General features: G+C 60.5%; 16 protein-coding genes. 2 read left to right on the top strand and 14 right to left on the bottom strand.

What is annotated here, in order from left to right:
- Nucleotides 1–3: 3 nt before the first annotated feature.
- The 3 genes from LIX93_RS06530 to LIX93_RS06520 all read right to left on the bottom strand — a co-directional run bounded on the left by LIX93_RS06530 (nucleotide 4) and on the right by LIX93_RS06520 (nucleotide 3,486).
- The gene (locus LIX93_RS06530) at nucleotides 4–1,110 is read right to left on the bottom strand and encodes an NADH:flavin oxidoreductase/NADH oxidase (protein ID WP_226503199.1); all 1,107 of its coding nucleotides are present in this window, start codon (nucleotides 1,108–1,110) and stop codon (nucleotides 4–6) included.
- A gap of 120 nt (nucleotides 1,111–1,230) precedes the next feature.
- Nucleotides 1,231–2,940 (bottom strand): single-stranded-DNA-specific exonuclease RecJ, encoded by a 1,710-nt coding sequence (gene recJ / locus LIX93_RS06525; RefSeq protein ID WP_226503198.1) that lies wholly within the window; start codon nucleotides 2,938–2,940, stop codon nucleotides 1,231–1,233.
- 3 nt (nucleotides 2,941–2,943) lie between these two features.
- A complete protein-coding gene (locus LIX93_RS06520) occupies nucleotides 2,944–3,486 on the bottom strand; it encodes a YaeQ family protein (RefSeq protein WP_226503197.1) in 543 nt (180 codons plus the stop codon).
- A gap of 237 nt (nucleotides 3,487–3,723) precedes the next feature.
- On the opposite strand from LIX93_RS06520, the gene LIX93_RS06515 reads away from it, so the two are divergent.
- Nucleotides 3,724–4,566 carry a TIGR02285 family protein gene (locus LIX93_RS06515; protein WP_226503196.1) on the top strand — a complete coding sequence of 281 codons (843 nt, stop codon included), beginning with the start codon at nucleotides 3,724–3,726 and terminating at the stop codon, nucleotides 4,564–4,566.
- Between the two features lie 189 nt (nucleotides 4,567–4,755).
- On the opposite strand, the gene LIX93_RS06510 is transcribed toward LIX93_RS06515, so the two are convergent.
- On the bottom strand, nucleotides 4,756–5,046 hold the full coding sequence (locus LIX93_RS06510) for a DUF3509 domain-containing protein (protein WP_226503682.1): 291 nt from the start codon (nucleotides 5,044–5,046) through the stop codon (nucleotides 4,756–4,758).
- 185 nt (nucleotides 5,047–5,231) lie between these two features.
- On the opposite strand from LIX93_RS06510, the gene LIX93_RS06505 reads away from it, so the two are divergent.
- Nucleotides 5,232–5,894, top strand: coding sequence for a response regulator (locus LIX93_RS06505; protein WP_226503195.1), 663 nt, complete (start codon nucleotides 5,232–5,234; stop codon nucleotides 5,892–5,894).
- Between the two features lie 7 nt (nucleotides 5,895–5,901).
- On the opposite strand, the gene LIX93_RS06500 is transcribed toward LIX93_RS06505, so the two are convergent.
- From LIX93_RS06500 to rpsP, 10 genes are all read right to left on the bottom strand, one after another.
- The gene (locus LIX93_RS06500) at nucleotides 5,902–6,324 is read right to left on the bottom strand and encodes a response regulator (protein WP_226503194.1); all 423 of its coding nucleotides are present in this window, start codon (nucleotides 6,322–6,324) and stop codon (nucleotides 5,902–5,904) included.
- 130 nt (nucleotides 6,325–6,454) lie between these two features.
- The gene (locus LIX93_RS06495; protein WP_226503193.1) at nucleotides 6,455–10,090 is read right to left on the bottom strand and encodes a transporter substrate-binding domain-containing protein; all 3,636 of its coding nucleotides are present in this window, start codon (nucleotides 10,088–10,090) and stop codon (nucleotides 6,455–6,457) included.
- Between the two features lie 110 nt (nucleotides 10,091–10,200).
- The gene (gene thrC, locus LIX93_RS06490) at nucleotides 10,201–11,610 is read right to left on the bottom strand and encodes a threonine synthase (protein ID WP_226503192.1); all 1,410 of its coding nucleotides are present in this window, start codon (nucleotides 11,608–11,610) and stop codon (nucleotides 10,201–10,203) included.
- 106 nt (nucleotides 11,611–11,716) lie between these two features.
- On the bottom strand, nucleotides 11,717–13,021 hold the full coding sequence (locus tag LIX93_RS06485) for a homoserine dehydrogenase (RefSeq protein ID WP_226503191.1): 1,305 nt from the start codon (nucleotides 13,019–13,021) through the stop codon (nucleotides 11,717–11,719).
- Nucleotides 13,022–13,112: 91 nt separating this feature from the next.
- Nucleotides 13,113–13,841 (bottom strand): thioredoxin fold domain-containing protein, encoded by a 729-nt coding sequence (locus tag LIX93_RS06480; RefSeq protein ID WP_226503190.1) that lies wholly within the window; start codon nucleotides 13,839–13,841, stop codon nucleotides 13,113–13,115.
- Between the two features lie 156 nt (nucleotides 13,842–13,997).
- Nucleotides 13,998–14,894: a site-specific tyrosine recombinase XerD gene (gene xerD, locus LIX93_RS06475; RefSeq protein ID WP_226503189.1), complete on the bottom strand. Its 897-nt coding sequence runs from the start codon at nucleotides 14,892–14,894 to the stop codon at nucleotides 13,998–14,000.
- A 110-nt stretch (nucleotides 14,895–15,004) separates the two neighbouring features.
- Entirely contained in the window at nucleotides 15,005–15,355 is a 351-nt protein-coding gene (gene rplS / locus LIX93_RS06470) for a 50S ribosomal protein L19 (RefSeq protein ID WP_027902605.1), read from the bottom strand.
- Between the two features lie 42 nt (nucleotides 15,356–15,397).
- Nucleotides 15,398–16,150, bottom strand: a complete 753-nt coding sequence (gene trmD / locus LIX93_RS06465; RefSeq protein WP_226503188.1) for a tRNA (guanosine(37)-N1)-methyltransferase TrmD — start codon at nucleotides 16,148–16,150, stop codon at nucleotides 15,398–15,400.
- 3 nt (nucleotides 16,151–16,153) lie between these two features.
- Nucleotides 16,154–16,693, bottom strand: coding sequence for a ribosome maturation factor RimM (gene rimM / locus LIX93_RS06460; RefSeq protein WP_226503187.1), 540 nt, complete (start codon nucleotides 16,691–16,693; stop codon nucleotides 16,154–16,156).
- Nucleotides 16,694–16,698: 5 nt separating this feature from the next.
- Complete coding sequence (gene rpsP / locus LIX93_RS06455) at nucleotides 16,699–16,950, bottom strand: 30S ribosomal protein S16 (protein WP_226503186.1); 252 nt, start codon at nucleotides 16,948–16,950, stop codon at nucleotides 16,699–16,701.
- Nucleotides 16,951–17,071 lie beyond the last annotated feature (121 nt).

Here is a 17,071-nt window from a genome sequence, read left to right as displayed (position 1 = left end):
TGCCTAGTCGCGCAGATCGGACTCGTGGATCGGCTGATCCCGGTGCGTGGCGCGCTGGTATTGCGCCGGCCAGGTGGCCACTCGGCCGCCCAGATCATCATCGGCGTGCAGCGGCCAGTAAGGGTCACGCAACAATTCGCGCGCCAGGAAAATCAGATCCGCCTGACCGGTACGCAGGATATGCTCGGCCTGCGCCGGATCGGTAATCATCCCCACCGTCCCGGTGGCCAGCTCCGACTCCTGACGCACACGCTCGGCGAAGCGCGTCTGATAGCCGGGTCCCGTCGGGATCTCGGCGCTGCTGGCGGTACCACCCGATGACACGTCTATCAGGTCGACGCCCAATTGCTTCAAGCGCCGCGCCAGCTCGACGGTTTCATCCGGATTCCAGCCGTCTTCGACCCAGTCAGTGGCCGATACCCGCACGAAAAGGGGCAGGTCCTCTGGCCAGACTTCGCGTACCGCCTTGGTCACTTCTAGAACGAAACGAATCCGGTTGTCGAACGAGCCGCCGTACTGATCGCGGCGCTGATTGCTTAACGGCGAGAGGAACTGGTGCAACAGGTAGCCGTGGGCGGCGTGCAACTCGGCGATCTTGAAACCCGCCGTCAAGGAACGTTTCGCCGCGTCGACGAAGGTCTGGATGATGTGCTTGATCTGCGTTTCATCGAGCTCGGTGGGCGCGGTGTGCTTAGGGTCGAAGGCGATTTTCGATGGCCCTACCGGCTGCCAGCCGCCGTCGCCGACGGGGATGCTGCCACTTTTGCCCAGCCATGGCCGCCAGGTACTGGCCTTGCGCCCGGCATGGGCCAGCTGAATGGCCGGCACTGCACCTTGGGCAGTAATGAAGCGGGTGATACGTTGCAGCGGTTCGATCTGCCCGTCGTGCCACAGACCAAGGTCCTCGGGGGTGATGCGTCCGTCTTCGGTGACCGCGACCGCCTCGGTAAACACCACGCCCGCGCCGCCGACCGCGCGACTGCCCAGGTGCACCAGATGCCAGTCGTTGGCCAAGCCATCGGCAGCCGAGTATTGGCACATCGGCGAGACCACGATGCGGTTTCGCAGCGTCAACTGACGCAAAGTAAAGGGTTGGAGCAGCAGGCTCATGGGCCACCTCTGTGATTATCGTACGGCTGCGAAACTGGACCGCAGTCGGGCGTGCAACATAGCACCCGCCGTGCGGCAGTCTCTAGAGATCAGTCGACAACCACCGGCGCTTGCAGGTTCCTAGCGAGGCTCTATGTGGGCGATCATCAACTGCACGGTTTCTTGCCCGCGGTACTCGTTGACGTCGAGTTTGTAGGCCAGTTCCACCCAGCGCACGGTTGGGTTGGGCCATACCTCACGGTCGACGCCAAAGGCAATGCCATCGAGCTTGACCGTGCCGCACTCACTCTTGAGCACGACCTTGAGATGACGCTCGCCCACTACCCGCTGCTCGGCCAGCTGAAACACACCATGGAACAGCGGCTCGGGGAAATGCTGGCCCCAAGGCCCGGCATGGCGCAGCGCACGGGCCAGTTCGAGGTGAAACTCCTCGACCGCCAGCGCGCCGTCAGACAGCAGGCGGCCGGTCAGGTCCTCAGCGTGCAGCTGACGGCGGACCTCCGTGTCGAAGGCCTCGGCAAAGACCGCAAAATTGGCCTCGGTCAGGGTCAGGCCTGCCGCCATGGCGTGCCCACCGAACTTGCTCATCAAGCCCGGATGGCGAGCATTGACCGCTTCGAGCGCATCGCGAATATGGAAACCCGGCACCGAACGCGCCGAGCCCTTGAGCAGCCCCTCCCCCGCATCGGCAAAGGCGATGGTCGGGCGGTGGTAACGCTCCTTGAGGCGTGAAGCGAGAATCCCGATCACCCCTTGGTGCCAGTCGGCGTCGAACAGGCACAGGCCGAACGGCATCGACTCCAGCGGCAGTTCCTTGAGCTGCGCCAAGGCTTCACGCTGCATGCCTTGCTCGATGTTTTTACGATCCTGGTTCATGCCGTCCAGTTCTTCGGCCATCTCCCGGGCGCTGGCCGGATCGCGACTGAGCAGGCATTCGATCCCCAGGCTCATGTCGTCCAGGCGTCCAGCCGCGTTGAGCCGCGGGCCGATGATAAAACCCAGGTCGGTGGAGGTAATGCGGGCGGCATCGCGCTTGGCCACTTCCAGAATCGCCTTGATACCCGGACGGGCGCGGCCGGCACGGATGCGCTCCAGGCCCTGATGCACGAGAATGCGATTGTTGGCGTCCAGCGGCACCACGTCGGCAACGCTGCCCAAGGCCACCAGGTCGAGCAGTTCGCCGATATTCGGCTGCGGCGTGCTGGCATACCAGCCCAACTCGCGCAGACGTGCCCGCAGCGCCATCAGCACATAGAACATCACGCCAACACCGGCCAGTGCCTTGCTGGGGAACTCACAGCCGGGCTGGTTGGGATTGACGATCGCGTCGGCGGCGGGCAATTCGGTACCCGGCAAATGGTGATCGGTGACCAGTACTTGCAGGCCCGCCGCCTTGGCCGCCGCCACGCCCTCGATACTGGAAATGCCGTTATCGACCGTCACCAGCAACTGCGGCTCGCGCTCCAGCGCCACGGCAACGATCTCGGGGGTCAAGCCGTAGCCGAACTTGAAGCGGCTCGGCACCAGGTAATCGACATGGGCAGCGCCTAACAGACGCAACCCCAGCACACCGACCGTGCTGGCGGTGGCACCGTCGGCGTCGAAATCGCCGACGATCAGGATGCGCTGACGCTGCTCCAGCGCAGTGACCAACAGGGCCACCGCGGCATCGATCCCTTTGAGTTGCTGGAACGGAATCAACCGCGCCAGGCTCTTGTCCAGCTCGGCCTCGCTACTGACACCTCGGGCCGCGTACAACCGCGTCAACAAGGGTGGCAGATCACCGAGAAATGGCAGGGTAGCGGGCAGCGGACGGGGTTCGATACGCATGGGTCAGCCGCGCTCGCCTTGCAGCCATTGCAATTGCACTTCGTGCTGGCCGCGGTCATCGGTCACGAACACCGTGCCTTCATCGATCATCACGTCCCACTTGATCACCCGGGGCATGTCCTTGGCCAGGATTTCGAGAACGTCTTGAGGGACCGCAGCGATATTGACGTTTTTCAGGTTCTTGATCGCCGGGATGACCTTGCCTTCCCAGACGCGCAGGCTGCCATAGGCCAGCAGACTGGTGCGCTCGGTACGGCGCGAGCACCAAGTCAGGCGATCGGCATCCGGCTGGCCGACTTCGATCCAGTGCAGGACCCGATCATCCAGGCTTTTTTCCCACAGCGCCGGCTCGTCGACGTCCGACAGGCCACGGCCAAACGACAGCTGTTCGTTGTACCACAAGGCGTAGGCCAGCAAACGCACGGTCATGCGCTCCTCGGTTTCAGAGGGATGGCGGGCGATGGTCTGCTTGACGCTCTCGTAGACGTTGCGATCGAGGTCGGTAAGATTCAGTTCGAACTTGTAGGTCGTGGACGGCTGGGCCATGAGGACGCTTCTGGAAACGGAAAAAGTCGCCCAGTCTAACTGATGGCACGCGTTTGCACGAAACCCGGACAAACGGTTACGCCGATGCCACGGCTATGCTACAACTGCGCCGAAGGCATCAACTGGCATGCAGGAGTCTCCCGCGCAATGGCTTTACGCATCAGCCCATGGATTCGGTGGTGGCCTCTGGTTCCGATGAAAGCATGTCTTGGCGCGTGCCTGGCCATTGGTTTGAACATGGCCTTCATACCCCAGGTTCAAGCCAAGGAAACCCTGGTGTGGCTGCTGCGCGAACTGCCTCCGCTGACCATTTTTGAAGGCGCGCAACGCAATCAGGGCGCGGTGGACAGAACCCTCGCCCTGCTCATCCAGCGCCTGCCTCAATACGATCACGTGATTCAACGGGTCAACCGCGCGCGGGCCATGCAAATGCTCCACGAGCCCGGCTTGCGGTGCGATCCGACCCTGCTGTGGAGCCCCGAACGCGCCACGTTCATCGCTTTTTCCATCCCTAGCGTGGTCACATACAGCAATGGCCTGATCATTCGTTCGGCCGATCGACCGCAGTTCGCACCCTTCATGGAAAACGGCGAAGTCGATCTCGATGCCTTGCTGCAGAGTGGCAAATTGAAAGTCGGTAGGGTCGCCGAGCGCAGCTATGGGCCATTTATCGATCAAATATTGAAACACGCGCCAGCGGACATGTTATCGCCCCACTATGGTAACGATGCGGTCAGCAGCTTGATGCAGATGGAACAGCGCGGCCGTCTGCAGGCGCTGATCGGCTACTTGATCGAGGCGCGCTATGTGGCCAGGCAGCAAGGCATGGGCGCCGATGAGTTCAGCTTCCTTGCGATCAAGGGCGTAGAGAAATACCAGTTCAATCATGTCGGCTGCAGCGACAACGCCGACGGCCAACAGGCCATCAGCCGCATCAATCCTGTCCTTGAAACCTTGCGTCAGGACATGCTCCCGCTGTTTTATGCCAGTTGGCTGGACCACGATTCACGTGACCATTACCTGGAGGATGCCAAGAGCTTCTTCAGCGACAAGGCTACTGCGGCCATGCCGTCGCGCTGAGACCTTCCAAGCCTGCTTTTTAACCCGGACAAAAGAAACCCCAACCGGTGGGGAAGCCGATCGGGGTCAACATGGCCCTTGCGGACCAGCACGACAGGTCAAGGACATCGGAGCACAATGTCAACGGCCTGCCCTTGCAAAATTCGAGTAGTGCCTGCTAGAAAGGTTCCTCATCCGCCTGCCTCGTCGCTACATCCCGGCGGAAAAAACCTGGCGCGATTGCGCGGCGTGCTGCAGGGCGGCAATGACACAGGGCTGTAGTCGACCCTCGGCAACCAGGAGATCGCGATGAAATCCATCGACGACATCGATCAGGGTACGATTGTCGGTAAGCTGGCTACGATTGACCAGGCGTTCGGCCATTAGTAGTCCATGCTGGTCCTTGACTGCGATACGGCGATTTCCAAGTGTATCGACGGGCCCCACGCTGACCAGATAGGGGCTCAGGGCTTCATTCAACAGCAAGCTGATATTTTCCAATACGATCACCACTCACTCGTCAAGAATAAAGGTTGCCTATCAATGACTGTCGACCGATCAAAAAAGTTCGATCCGGTCCGGCTTCCTCCAAGCACATTGCACAGTGCACATGACAGGCTGACGAAGCGGGGGAAAGCAGGGATGCCGGATATAATGTTTCATGAATTTTCCGAGGGGGCGCGCTCGTGAGCACTTCGCCCGACTCGCCACTGCGCATCGTACTGGCGGACGACCATCCGATCTTCCGCCTGGGTTTGCGTGCCGTACTGGAACAAGACCCTACAATCAAAGTGGTTGCCGAAGCGGATGGCCCCCAGAGCCTTCTGGCTTGCCTGCAGACTACACCGTGTGACGTGCTGATCAGCGACTTCATGATGCCAGTAGACAAGCAGAACGACGGCTTGCGCTTGATGGAGAGCATACGCCGGGGCTGGCCGCAGTTGCCGATCCTGGTGGTGACCATGCTCAACAACGCCGCGCTGTTCCGTTCAATGCTCAAGCTCGGAGTCCTTGGGCTGCTGGGCAAAGGCAGCCTGGCCGGCGAGCTGCCGACGGCAATCGAGCATTTACGCCAAGGCAAATTATACATTGCCCAATCGGTCTCCCAGACCCTGCAGACTGGTGACACCGCAGATACGGCTGGAGGCCTGAACACCGTGGAGCTCTCGGCCAAGGAGCTGGAAGTTGCTCGATTATTGGCCTCGGGGCTGTCGGTGAGTGAAATCGCCGGCCGCCTGCACCGCAGCAAACAAACGGTCAGTGCACAGAAAGTCAGTGCCATGCGCAAGCTGGGGGTCACCAACGATGCTGCGCTGTTTATCTATTTGCAGGAACAGGGCCTGAGCTGAGTCCAGATCACAAGGCCGCCAAGGCGCGAGCCGAGGAGCGGGTGTTCTGCTGATAAACCTCCAGCAACAGGTGCAAGGTCCGGGTCGAGGCCGGTTTGCTCAGTGCCGCCAGCACCCATAATCCGGATTGTCGCGCCAGCCGCGCTGCATCTTCGCGCAGGGCCTCATCGGCATTGCTGAGAATGATCAAGGCTTCGGCCTGACGGCTGACCGCCAGATGACGTATCAGATCGAGACCACTGCCGGTACGATCCGGATCAAGGTCGCATATCACCAGGTCGACGCTGCCACGCCGCGCCAGGGAGCGACAGGCATCGGTCACGGTAGCGGCGACCAGTACGTCATAGACACCACTGGCGTTGAGCATCTGGTGCAGCGCCATCAATTGAAACGGGTTGTCTTCGAGGATCAGAACTCTGAGTGAGCGCATGGACCAGCCTCCAGAAGCGATACGGCCGAGTGCCGCGATATCAGGCACTCTAAAGATCCGGCCGAAGAGCAGCTATAGGACGAATCTGAAACCGTCGTAGGACGGTTCGCTGCGGTCTGTGCACTTCACGTCATTCGTCAGCGACCATGCCCCGCAAAGTTCGCAAGATATCGGCCTGCAAGTCCTCGATGGCCGCCCTGAACGTTGGCCAGTCCTGCCGTACCTGCTGCTCATGGCGAGCGGAGCAGCCTTTGCCAAACTGGCCGCAAGCCTTGGCCAACGGCCCGGCATCGATCATGGCACATACCCCTTTGAGCCGATGCAGCACGCCTTCCAGCATCGGCCAGTCCAAAGCCTCGACTGCATCATGCAGCCGTTCGAGTTCCTCTTCGAGATTGCTGTCGAGCTCGCTCAGCATCCGCTGTAGCAACTGAGCATTGGCGTGGGTCAAGGCCTGCAAGGTCGCTGGATCGAAATGTCTTGGGCGGGTCAATTGTGTCAATGCCTGGCTCAGCGCATCGAGCGACAGAGGCTTGGGCAGCCACAGGTCCATCCCGGCTTCTTCACAGCGCTGACGCTCGTCATTCATGACGTTGGCGGTATAACCGATGATGGGCGTAGGCGCCAGCTCCTGTTCGATCTCCAACTCGCGGATCCGCGTGGCCAGCTCGTAACCGCTGATACCCGGCATGTTGCAGTCGCTGATCAACACATCGAAATCGCCGTCCTGCCAGGCTATCAAGGCGTCTTCCCCGCCAGCCACTGCCTCGACCTGATGGCCGAGGTACTCCAATTGTCGGCTCAACACCAAGCGGTTGGAAGACAGGTCATCGGCAATCAACACGTGCAACATTCGCGGTACCAGATCCGCGCTGACGGCGCTCGTGAGCTCAGGGGGCTCCTTGATGCTGATGACCTCGACCTGATGCACCTGTAACTGGAGGCTGATGCAGGTGCCCTGCCCGGGCGTGCTGCGCAATTGCATCTGCCCGGCCATCAAGGCGATCAGCCGTTGGCAGATGCTCAGCCCCAGCCCCGACCCGCCATAAAGCTGCGCCGCATCGGCTCCGACCTGAACGTAGGGCTCGAACAGCTGTGCCTGCTGGGCCGCGTCGATACCGATACCGGTGTCCTCTACCCTGATGTCCAGTGCCAGTAGGGCCCCTTCCAGATGCGCGTTGACCACCAGGCTCACTCGCCCTCGGTGGGTGAACTTCAGGGCATTCCCGAGCAGGTTGTGCATGACCTGACGCAGGCGCAGCGCATCGATCCAGTATTGACCTTGCAGCCCCAGTGCGATCTGCACCTGGAGGTCCAGCCCCTTGCGCCGCGCCTCCGGCTCGAACAACCGTGCTATGTCGGCAAAAAACGGCGATAGCGCGACCGGGGTCAGGTGCAGTTCCAGCCTGCCAGCCTCGATACGCGACAAGTCAAGGCTGTCGCCTACCAGCTCCAGCAATTCGCAGGCGCAACGAAAGGCGACTTCCAGCCCCTGGGAGAGCGTCTGCCCACGCGCCCTGCTGGTATCCCGTTCAAGCTCCAGCAAACCGATGATCGCCGACAGTGGTGTACGAATGTCGTGGCTCATGGTCGCAAGGAAAGAGCTTTTCGCCAGATTGGCGTCTTCCGCCGCCTGCCTCGCCTCGGTGAGCGCGACCTCTAGGCGCTTGCGCTCGGTGATATCGATCCAGCCGCCCAACAACCCTTGCAACTGGCCATCTGCACGATAGAACGGCACCGTCCACTGGTAGGCATCGATCCGTTTGCCCCCCAGTTCTATTTGCCGATCGATGAATACCGGCTTTGGGTTTTCAAGCTGTTTGAGATAGTCGGCGTGGACGCGCTGCGCGTCTTCGGCGCCGATCAAGCCAACCTCGGGCAATTGCAATCCCTTGATACGCTCGAAACGCGTCGCGAAGCATTCTTCGTAACTGCGGTTGCATGACAGCAGCCGCCCTTCCAGATCGCGCACATAGATCGGATTGGGAATGCCATCGAGCAGCGCCTTCTGGAAGACCAACTGATCGCTGAGGGCTTCCTCGGCGCGCTGTCGCTGGGCAATCTGCACCCGCAAGCGACCGCTCCAAAGCAGTGATATCAAGGCGATAAGGCCGGCAACGGCAGCCCCCCAGTAGACCCAAGGTGCAATGCGTTGCCACACCGGCACCTCGGGCAGGGCCGCCCCAAGCCACTTGAGGCGAATGGCGCGCAAATCTGCCACTGGGAAGGCTTCGAGCGCCTTGTTGAGGATACTCGTCAGCTGTGGATTGGCCAACGTGACCGAAAAGCGGTCCGGAGACCACGCGCCGTCGAGACTGCGCCCGACCGTCAGCCCGTTATCGCTTTCGCGCTGGACCGCCCGATAGGCGCCGACTTCGCTGTCGATGGTGGCGTCAGCCTGACCACGAGCGACGGCATCTCGGGCCTGATCCATGGTCGCCACCTGCTTGAGGCGGATCTGCGGATACTCGCGACGAATGAAATCTTCCAGTGCATGCTGCGCCGGCAGGGCCAGCACTCGGTCGTCCATTTCCTCGAGGGAATCAAACGCAACGCCGTCACGGCGCAGGATGAAGACCCAACTCTGCCCACCATATGAATGGGTGAACTCCAGTAGAGACCGGCGTTCCGAGGTCTCGCTGAGGGTAGTGTTCATCTGCGCCCGGCCGCTCTTGAGCAGGTCGAGGCTCTGGGCGATCGAACTGGCATGGACGTACTCGAACTGCAGGCCGGTCATCTGCGACAGCGCTGCCAGAATATCGACATTAAGCCCGACCCAGCGACCCTGGCGATCCCGGTACAGATAGGGCGCATATTCGGTGGCCGCGACCTGAACCTTGGGGTGAGCAGCAATCCAGGATTGCTCGTCGCTATCGAGTTGCACCGGACGCTGAGCGATTCCGGCACCCAGCCCCGAAGTCCAGCGGCCAAGAATTTCACGCTGCAAAGCGCCCTGAAGACTGCCCAGCGCTCGATCGAACATCGCCGTGAGCGGCGCATCAGTGTTACGAATGGCAAAGGCAAAGCCGCTGGACGACAGACGACTGTCACCGGTGATGCGCAACTCCACGTAGGGCCGCAGTGCCATATAGGAGCGCAGGATAATTTCGTTGCCGATCACCGCGTCGACCGCGCCCTGCCTTAGCGCCTCCAAGGCACTGCTTAAACTGGGAGCGACCACCACACGGCTGCTCGGATAGGCCCTTTGTACCGCGTCGACCGAAGCATAACCTTCCACCACTGCCACGCGTTGATCGTCAAGACCGTCGCCGCTCTGGCGGATATCATCGCTGCGACGGGCCAGTACAGGACGATCGAACAGATAAGGGCTGGTAAACGCCAGGCCGGCAAAACCCTGCTCGTAACTATTCGATGCGGTGAGTACATCGATGTCGCCCTGGTGCAGCGCCTCGATGGCATCGTCACGGCGCGTAAACCCATGGATCTGCAGGGTGACACCCAGCCGGGCGCGTATCAGGTTCAGGTAGTCGGCACTCACGCCCTGGTAGCGGTTGCGATCGACGGCGATATCCAGAGGTTCGTTGTCGTTGATCGACATGCCGATGCGCAGCGTCTGTTGATGCTTTTGCAGCCACTGCTGCTCCGCCGGAGCCAACGCCATGGGCGCCAGCTGGGCGATCGGCTGCACCAAAGTAAACGGCAGGGCCTGCGCCGCCCAGGCGCCATTCGCAACGGCACATAGCAATAAAACCCGCACAAGCAGACGCCAGGGGCGGCAGAGATATTGATACATACGGGGAGACATGCGGGCATCCTTGGCGCTGGCTTATGCAAAGCGAATAAGCACCAAGTTTGACACGGAAGAGAAAAAAAGCCCGTCGATCGACGGGCTTCAAGTGTTGCAGAACGCTTCAGTTACAGCGGCTTGCCACGATTGCCATGCTGCGCCACAAAATTCTGGACGGCCTTGAGCTCGTTAGCCAACACCGTGCACTTTTCTTCACGCTCGAACAGATCGACCAGGTGGGCAGGCAACTCCAGCGCCTTGCCAACACCCGCCTTGAGTACCGCGTCAGGGAACTTGACCGGATGCGCCGTACCCAGCACCACCATCGGCGTATCGAGGCTGCGACGACATTCGCGCGCGGCCCGCACACCGATAGCGGTATGGGGATCGAGCACTTCGCCCGTTTGAGCGAAGACATCGGCGATGGTCTCGCAGGTCTGCTCGTCGTCGACCGCCAGGGAATCGAACAGCTTGCGGGTTTCGGTCCAGCGGTCCTGTTCGACGCTGAACTGGCCATCCTGCTTGAAGCTGTCCATCAACTGCGCGATGGCGGCGCCATTACGACCGTGCATGTCGAACAGCAGGCGCTCGAAGTTTGACGACACCATGATGTCCATCGATGGCGACAGCGTGGCGTGCAGGGTTTCCTTGGCGTAGCCATTGCCGCTCATGAAGCGGTGCAGGATATCGTTGCGGTTGGTCGCGACGATCAATTGGCTGATCGGCAGGCCCATGTTGCGCGCCAGGTAACCGGCGAAGATATCGCCGAAGTTGCCGGTCGGCACCGAGAACGCCACGGAGCGCGCCGGGCCGCCCAGTTGCAGAGCGGCGTGGAAGTAGTAGACGATCTGGGCCATGATCCGCGCCCAGTTGATCGAGTTGACCGCGACCAGACGCGTGCCCTTGAGGAAGCTCTGGTCGGCGAAGCTGGCCTTGACCATTTCCTGGCAGTCGTCGAAGTTGCCTTCAATGGCGATGTTGTGGACGTTGTCGCCGAACAGCGTGGTCATTTGCCGACGCTGCACTTCCGAAACCCGCTGGTGCGGATGCAGGATGAAAATGTCGACGTTTTCGCAGTGCTTGCAGCCTTCAATAGCAGCCGAACCAGTATCACCGCTGGTGGCGCCGATGATGACCACCCGCTCGCCGCGCTTGGCGAGGGTGTAGTCGAGCAGGCGACCGAGCAGCTGCAAGGCGAAGTCCTTGAAGGCCAGGGTCGGGCCATGAAACAGTTCCAGCACCCACTCGTTGGCGTTGAGCTGGCGCAGAGGCGCCACCGCTGCATGGCTGAAGCCGGCGTAGGTCTCTTCGAGAATTCTCTTGAAATCGGCGTCCGGAATGCTGCCAGCAACGAACGGGCGCATTACCCGGAACGCCAGCTCGTGGTAAGGCAGGCCGGCCCAGGAGGCAATTTCTTCCTGGGTAAAGCGCGGCAGGTTTTCCGGCACATAGAGGCCGCCATCGGTGGCCAGGCCAGCCAGCAGCACGTCTTCGAAATTGAGCGCCGGCGCCTTGCCGCGCGTACTGATATAACGCATAAGAGCAAACCTTTGGTTTGAGCTTCAAGCTGCAAGCTTCAAGCTGCAAGTCAGCGCGCCGTGGCGTTGATCTTGCAGCTTGCGGCTTGTCGCTTGCAGGCTGTTGTCAATTCAGTTGTTCGACGCGGATGCGCACCACACTGCCGATTACATCCTGCAGGGCTTCGAGCGCGGTAATGGCGTCGTTCATGTGTTGCTCGACCACGCGGTGGGTCAGCAGGATCATCGGCACCAGACCGTCTTGCTCCTCGACTTCCTTCTGCATGATCGACTCGATATTGATGCCGCGCTCCGAGAGGATGCTGGCCACCTGAGCCAATACGCCCGGGTGATCCTTGGCCTGGATGCGCAGGTAGTAGGCGCTCTCGCAGGCTTCGATCGGCAGGATCGGGTGGGCCGACAGCGAGTCAGGCTGGAAGGCCAGGTGCGGCACGCGGTTCTCGGGATCGCTGGTCATGGCGCGAACCACGTCGACCAGGTCCGCGATCACTGACGAAGCGGTGGGCTCCATGCCGGCGCCAGCGCCGTAGAACAGCGTCGAGCCGGCGGCGTCACCGTTGACCATGACCGCGTTCATCACACCATTGACGTTGGCGATCAGGCGATCGGCCGGAATCAGCGTCGGGTGCACGCGCAGCTCGATGCCATTGGCGGTGCTGCGGGCCACGCCCAGGTGCTTGATGCGATAGCCCAGCGCCTCGGCATAGTTGACGTCAGCGGTGGTCAGCTGGGTGATGCCTTCGGTGTAGGCCTTGTCGAATTGCAGCGGGATACCAAAGGCGATGGATGCCAGGATGGTCAGCTTGTGCGCGGCATCGATACCTTCGACGTCGAAGGTCGGATCGGCTTCGGCATAACCCAGCGCCTGGGCTTCAGCCAGCACGTCCGGGAAGGTGCGGCCCTTCTCGCGCATTTCGGTGAGGATGAAGTTGCCGGTGCCGTTGATGATCCCGGCGACCCAGTTGATGCGGTTGGCGGACAGCCCTTCACGGATCGCCTTGATCACCGGGATGCCACCGGCAACGGCTGCTTCGAAGGCGACGATAACGCCCTTCTCGCGGGCTTTGGCGAAGATCTCGTTGCCGTGCACGGCGATCAGCGCCTTGTTGGCGGTGACCACGTGCTTGCCGTTGTCGATGGCCTTGAGCACCAGTTCGCGGGCAACGGTGTAGCCGCCGATCAATTCGATGACGATGTCGATCTCGGGGTTGCTGGCGACCGCGAAGACATCGTTGGTAATGGGGGTTCCGGTAATCTGGCAATTCGGGTTGGGCGAACGCATGGCAATTTGTGCCACTTCGATACCACGCCCGGCACGGCGGGCGATCTCCTCGGCGTTACGTTGAAGCACATTGAAGGTGCCGCCACCGACGGTACCTAACCCACAGATGCCTACTTTGACCGGTTTCACTCTGAACTCCCCATGAAACGGCCGACACTGAGTCGGCCGTGAAATACGGTCGCAAACGGGTTGCGACCTGATGTTTTGTTGCCTGGCGTGATTATTCGCCAGCCAGAGCCAGCTTGGCCACTTGAGCCGCTGGCTGGTAGCCCGGTATCACTTGGCCGTCAGCCAGAACAATGGCAGGCGTGCCATTGACGCCGATCGACTGGCCCAGGGCGAATTGCTTGCTGACCGGGTTGGCGCACTTGGGTGCCTCGACATCCTTGTTGGACATGAGTTTTTCAAGCGAGCCTTTGCGGTCCTTGGAGCACCACACCGCTTGCAGCTGCTGATCGCCTGGCGAATCGAGGCCCTGGCGCGGGAACGCGACATAGCGCACTTCAACGCCCATCTTGTTCAGCTCAGGCACTTCGGCGTGGAGCTTCTGGCAATACGGGCAGGTGGTGTCGGTGAACACGGTGATGTGCGACTTGGTCTCGCCAACGGCTGGAAACACGACGGTTTCGGCCTGAGGAATGGCGTTGATGGTCTTGGCGATCGCTTCACGTTCGGTCTTTTCGGTCAGGTTGACCGGCTGGCCGTCCTTGAGCTGATAAAGATAGCCCTGCATAACGAACTGGCCATCGGGGCTGGCGTACAGTACGCGGCCGCCTTTGAGCTTGACCTCGTAGAGGCCGTTGAGCGGGCTGGCCGCCACGCTTTCGACTGGCACATCCAGCTTGAGGGTTTGCAAGGTATTGCGAATGGCCTGTTCGGGGGTATCCGCCGAGGCCGCGACGCTGAACAGCGCAAGCGCAGCAGCAGCGACAATATGGGTTACGCGCATGAGAACTCCTGGGGCGACGTATGGACAGTCGGAGACGATGGCGACGCGCCTGGAGCGACGTTCGAGGTCCGGCTTTGTTGACCCGCCAAGCCTATCACATTCGCTACGCCGGGCCGAACAGGCAGGCCGTAACTCGATGTTTTTCACAATGCCCCTTCACCCCCGAGGATGGTGCACCGCGTGCAGTTCCTGCAGGCGTGCGCGGGCCACATGGGTGTAGATCTGAGTAGTCGACAGGTCGCTGTGCCCCAGCAGCATCTGCACCACGCGCAGGTCGGCGCCATGGTTGAGCAAATGGGTCGCGAAGGCGTGGCGCAAGGTGTGCGGCGACAGCGACTTGGAGATCCCGGCCACCCGCGCCTGATGCTTGATGCGGTGCCAGAACGTTTGCCGGGTCATCTGCTCGCCGCGCTGACTGGGGAACATCACGTCACTCGGCCGACCGTTCAGCAACTGGTCCCGGGCACCGCGCAGGTACCGCTCGACCCAGACGACAGCCTCTTCGCCCATGGGCACCAGCCGCTCCTTGTTGCCCTTGCCGACCACTCGCAGCACACCTTGGCGCAGGTTGACCTGATCCAGCGTCAAACTGATCAACTCAGTGACCCGCAGGCCGCAGGCATACAGCACTTCGAGCATGGCCCGGTCGCGCTCACCGATGGCCTCGCTCAAGTCCGGAGCCTGCAGCAAGGCTTCGACATCGGCCTCGGAGAGAGACTTGGGCAAGGGCTTGCCCAGTTGCGGCATGTCCACCTGCAAGGTCGGATCGACGCCAATGAGCCGCTCGCGCAGCAAGTAGCGATAGAAACCCCGCGCGCCGGACAGAAACCGCGCGGTCGATCGCGGTTTGTAGGCCTGCTCGACACGCCAGGCCAGGTGATCGAGGATCATTTCGCGTCCGGCGCTGCCCAACTCGACGCCACGCTCCTGCAACCAGCCATTGAACAGCGCGAGGTCGCTGCGATAGGCCTCGCGACTGTTGTCGGACAGCCCCTTTTCCAGCCACAAGGCATCCAGGTACTGGTCGATCAGCGGGTGGTCGATGGCGGGCATAAAAAACTCGAAGACTGGTTTGCACGCATTCTACCTGCCCCTTGCCGATAAATCGCAGGCAACAAAAAAGCAGCCCGAAGGCTGCTTTTTTTATCAGATCAAAACTGCACTCAGGACAGTTTTTCCTTGATACGTGCGGCTTTACCAGACAGGTCACGCAGGTAGTACAGCTTGGCTTTACGCACGTCACCACGACGTTTCACGGCCAGGCTGTCGATTTGCGGGCTGTAGGTCTGGAAAGTACGCTCTACGCCAACACCGTTGGAGATTTTACGTACGGTGAAAGCACTGTTCACGCCGCGGTTGCGCTTGGCGATAACAACGCCTTCGAACGCCTGCAGACGTGCACGATCGCCTTCCTTCACTTTCACCTGGACGACAACAGTGTCGCCTGGGGCAAAGGTAGGGATCTCTTTGGTCATCTGCTCTGCTTCGAGTGCAAGGATGATTTTGTTGGTCATGCTGTGCTCCTAAGGAAAATCTCTCGATTTACCATCGATACGTTAACTATCGTCCCGCTCACGAAGGTATTCCGTGAGCAGCTTGTTCTCTTCTCCAGAAAGCGAGCGTCTTTCCAGAAGATCGGCACGTCGTTCGTAGGTCCGCCCAAGGGACTGCTGCAAACGCCAGCGCCGGATATGTGCGTGATTGCCACTTAGCAATACGTCGGGAACACGCTGATCCGCATACACCTCCGGTCGGGTGTAGTGCGGGCAATCCAGCAGACCATCGGTGAAGGAATCTTCCTGCGCCGAGTCCGCATGCCCCAAAGCTCCGGGCAGCAGTCGTGTAACCGCATCGATCAAGACCATGGCTGGCAGCTCGCCGCCAGACAGCACGTAATCTCCAATCGACCACTCTTCGTCGACATGAGCTTGAATGAACCGCTCGTCAACGCCTTCATAACGCCCGGCGATCAAAATCAATGACTCCGATGTCGCCAGTTCCTGCACCGCGCCTTGTGTCAACGGCCGGCCTTGTGGCGACAGGTAGATCACCTTCGCCGCTTCCCCTGCTGCGCTTTTGGCCTGGGCCAGAGCGTCTTCCAGAGGCTTGATCTTCATTACCATCCCGGGGCCGCCCCCAAAGGGCCGGTCATCCACCGTATGGTGGCGATCCGTGGTGTAGTCCCGCGGATTCCAGCAGGTCAATTGCATCAACCCCTGCTTTACCGCGCGGCTGGTAATGCCGTATTCACTGATGGCCGAGAACATCTCGGGGAACAAGGTGATCACTTCTACGCGAAGGCTGGCCATCGCTTAGAAGTCCGCATCCCAATCAACCCTCATCTCGCCAGCGGCCAGATCGACCTTCAACACGCATTGCGCCGTATAGGGCAACAGGCGTTCACGATCATCCAGGCTGCCCGCGCAGGGCTTCACCACCATTACATCGTTAGCGCCGGTCTCCAACAGGTGATCGATGGTGCCGAGCAGTTGCTCCTGCAAATCGATGACTTTCAGACCTTGAAGCTGGTACCAGTAGTACTCGTCTTCGGTCAGGTCGGGCAAAAGGCTACGCGAGATGCAAATCTCGTAACCGGACAGAAGGCGTGCTTCGTCACGATCGTCGAGGCCTTTGAGCTTGGCAACCAGATCCTTTTGAGTGGAACGGCCGCTGACCAGCTCTACCTGTTTGACCACAACGCCGTCACGCTTGAGCGTCCAGGTCTTGTAATCGAGCAGGTTTTCTATCGGATCGGTAAAGGAAAAGACCTTCACCTCGCCGCGAACGCCGTGAACCGAGAAAATCTTGCCGACAACGATCAAGTCATCAGCGGAATCTGGCGTCGCGTTCATATTGCTCAGGCCGCAGCCTTGGCAGCTTCCTTCAACAACTGAGCAACGCGCTCAGAAGGTTGTGCACCAACGCTCAACCAGTGGTTGACGCGCTCTTGGTTCACGGACAGACGGATTTCCTGACCACGAGCAACAGGGTTGAAGAAACCAACCTGTTCTTTGTGCGAACCGTCACGTGGGTTACGCGAGTCGGTTACGGTCAGTTGGTAGAATGGGCGCTTTTTGGAGCCGCCACGAGCCAGACGAATGGTTAGCATTGAACATCGTTCCTGTAGTCGGTGCTGCAAATCATAATGCACAGCGGGCACACGGGTGCCCGAAAGGCCGCATATTCTCAAGGAATACACGGACATTTGCAAATGCCTTTTTCCGGAAGGT

It is taken from the genome of Pseudomonas sp. MWU16-30317 (genome assembly GCF_020515695.1).
Taxonomy (GTDB): domain Bacteria; phylum Pseudomonadota; class Gammaproteobacteria; order Pseudomonadales; family Pseudomonadaceae; genus Aquipseudomonas.
Note: the sequence above shows the minus strand (reverse complement) of the source record. Positions and strands in the feature narration are given on the sequence as shown.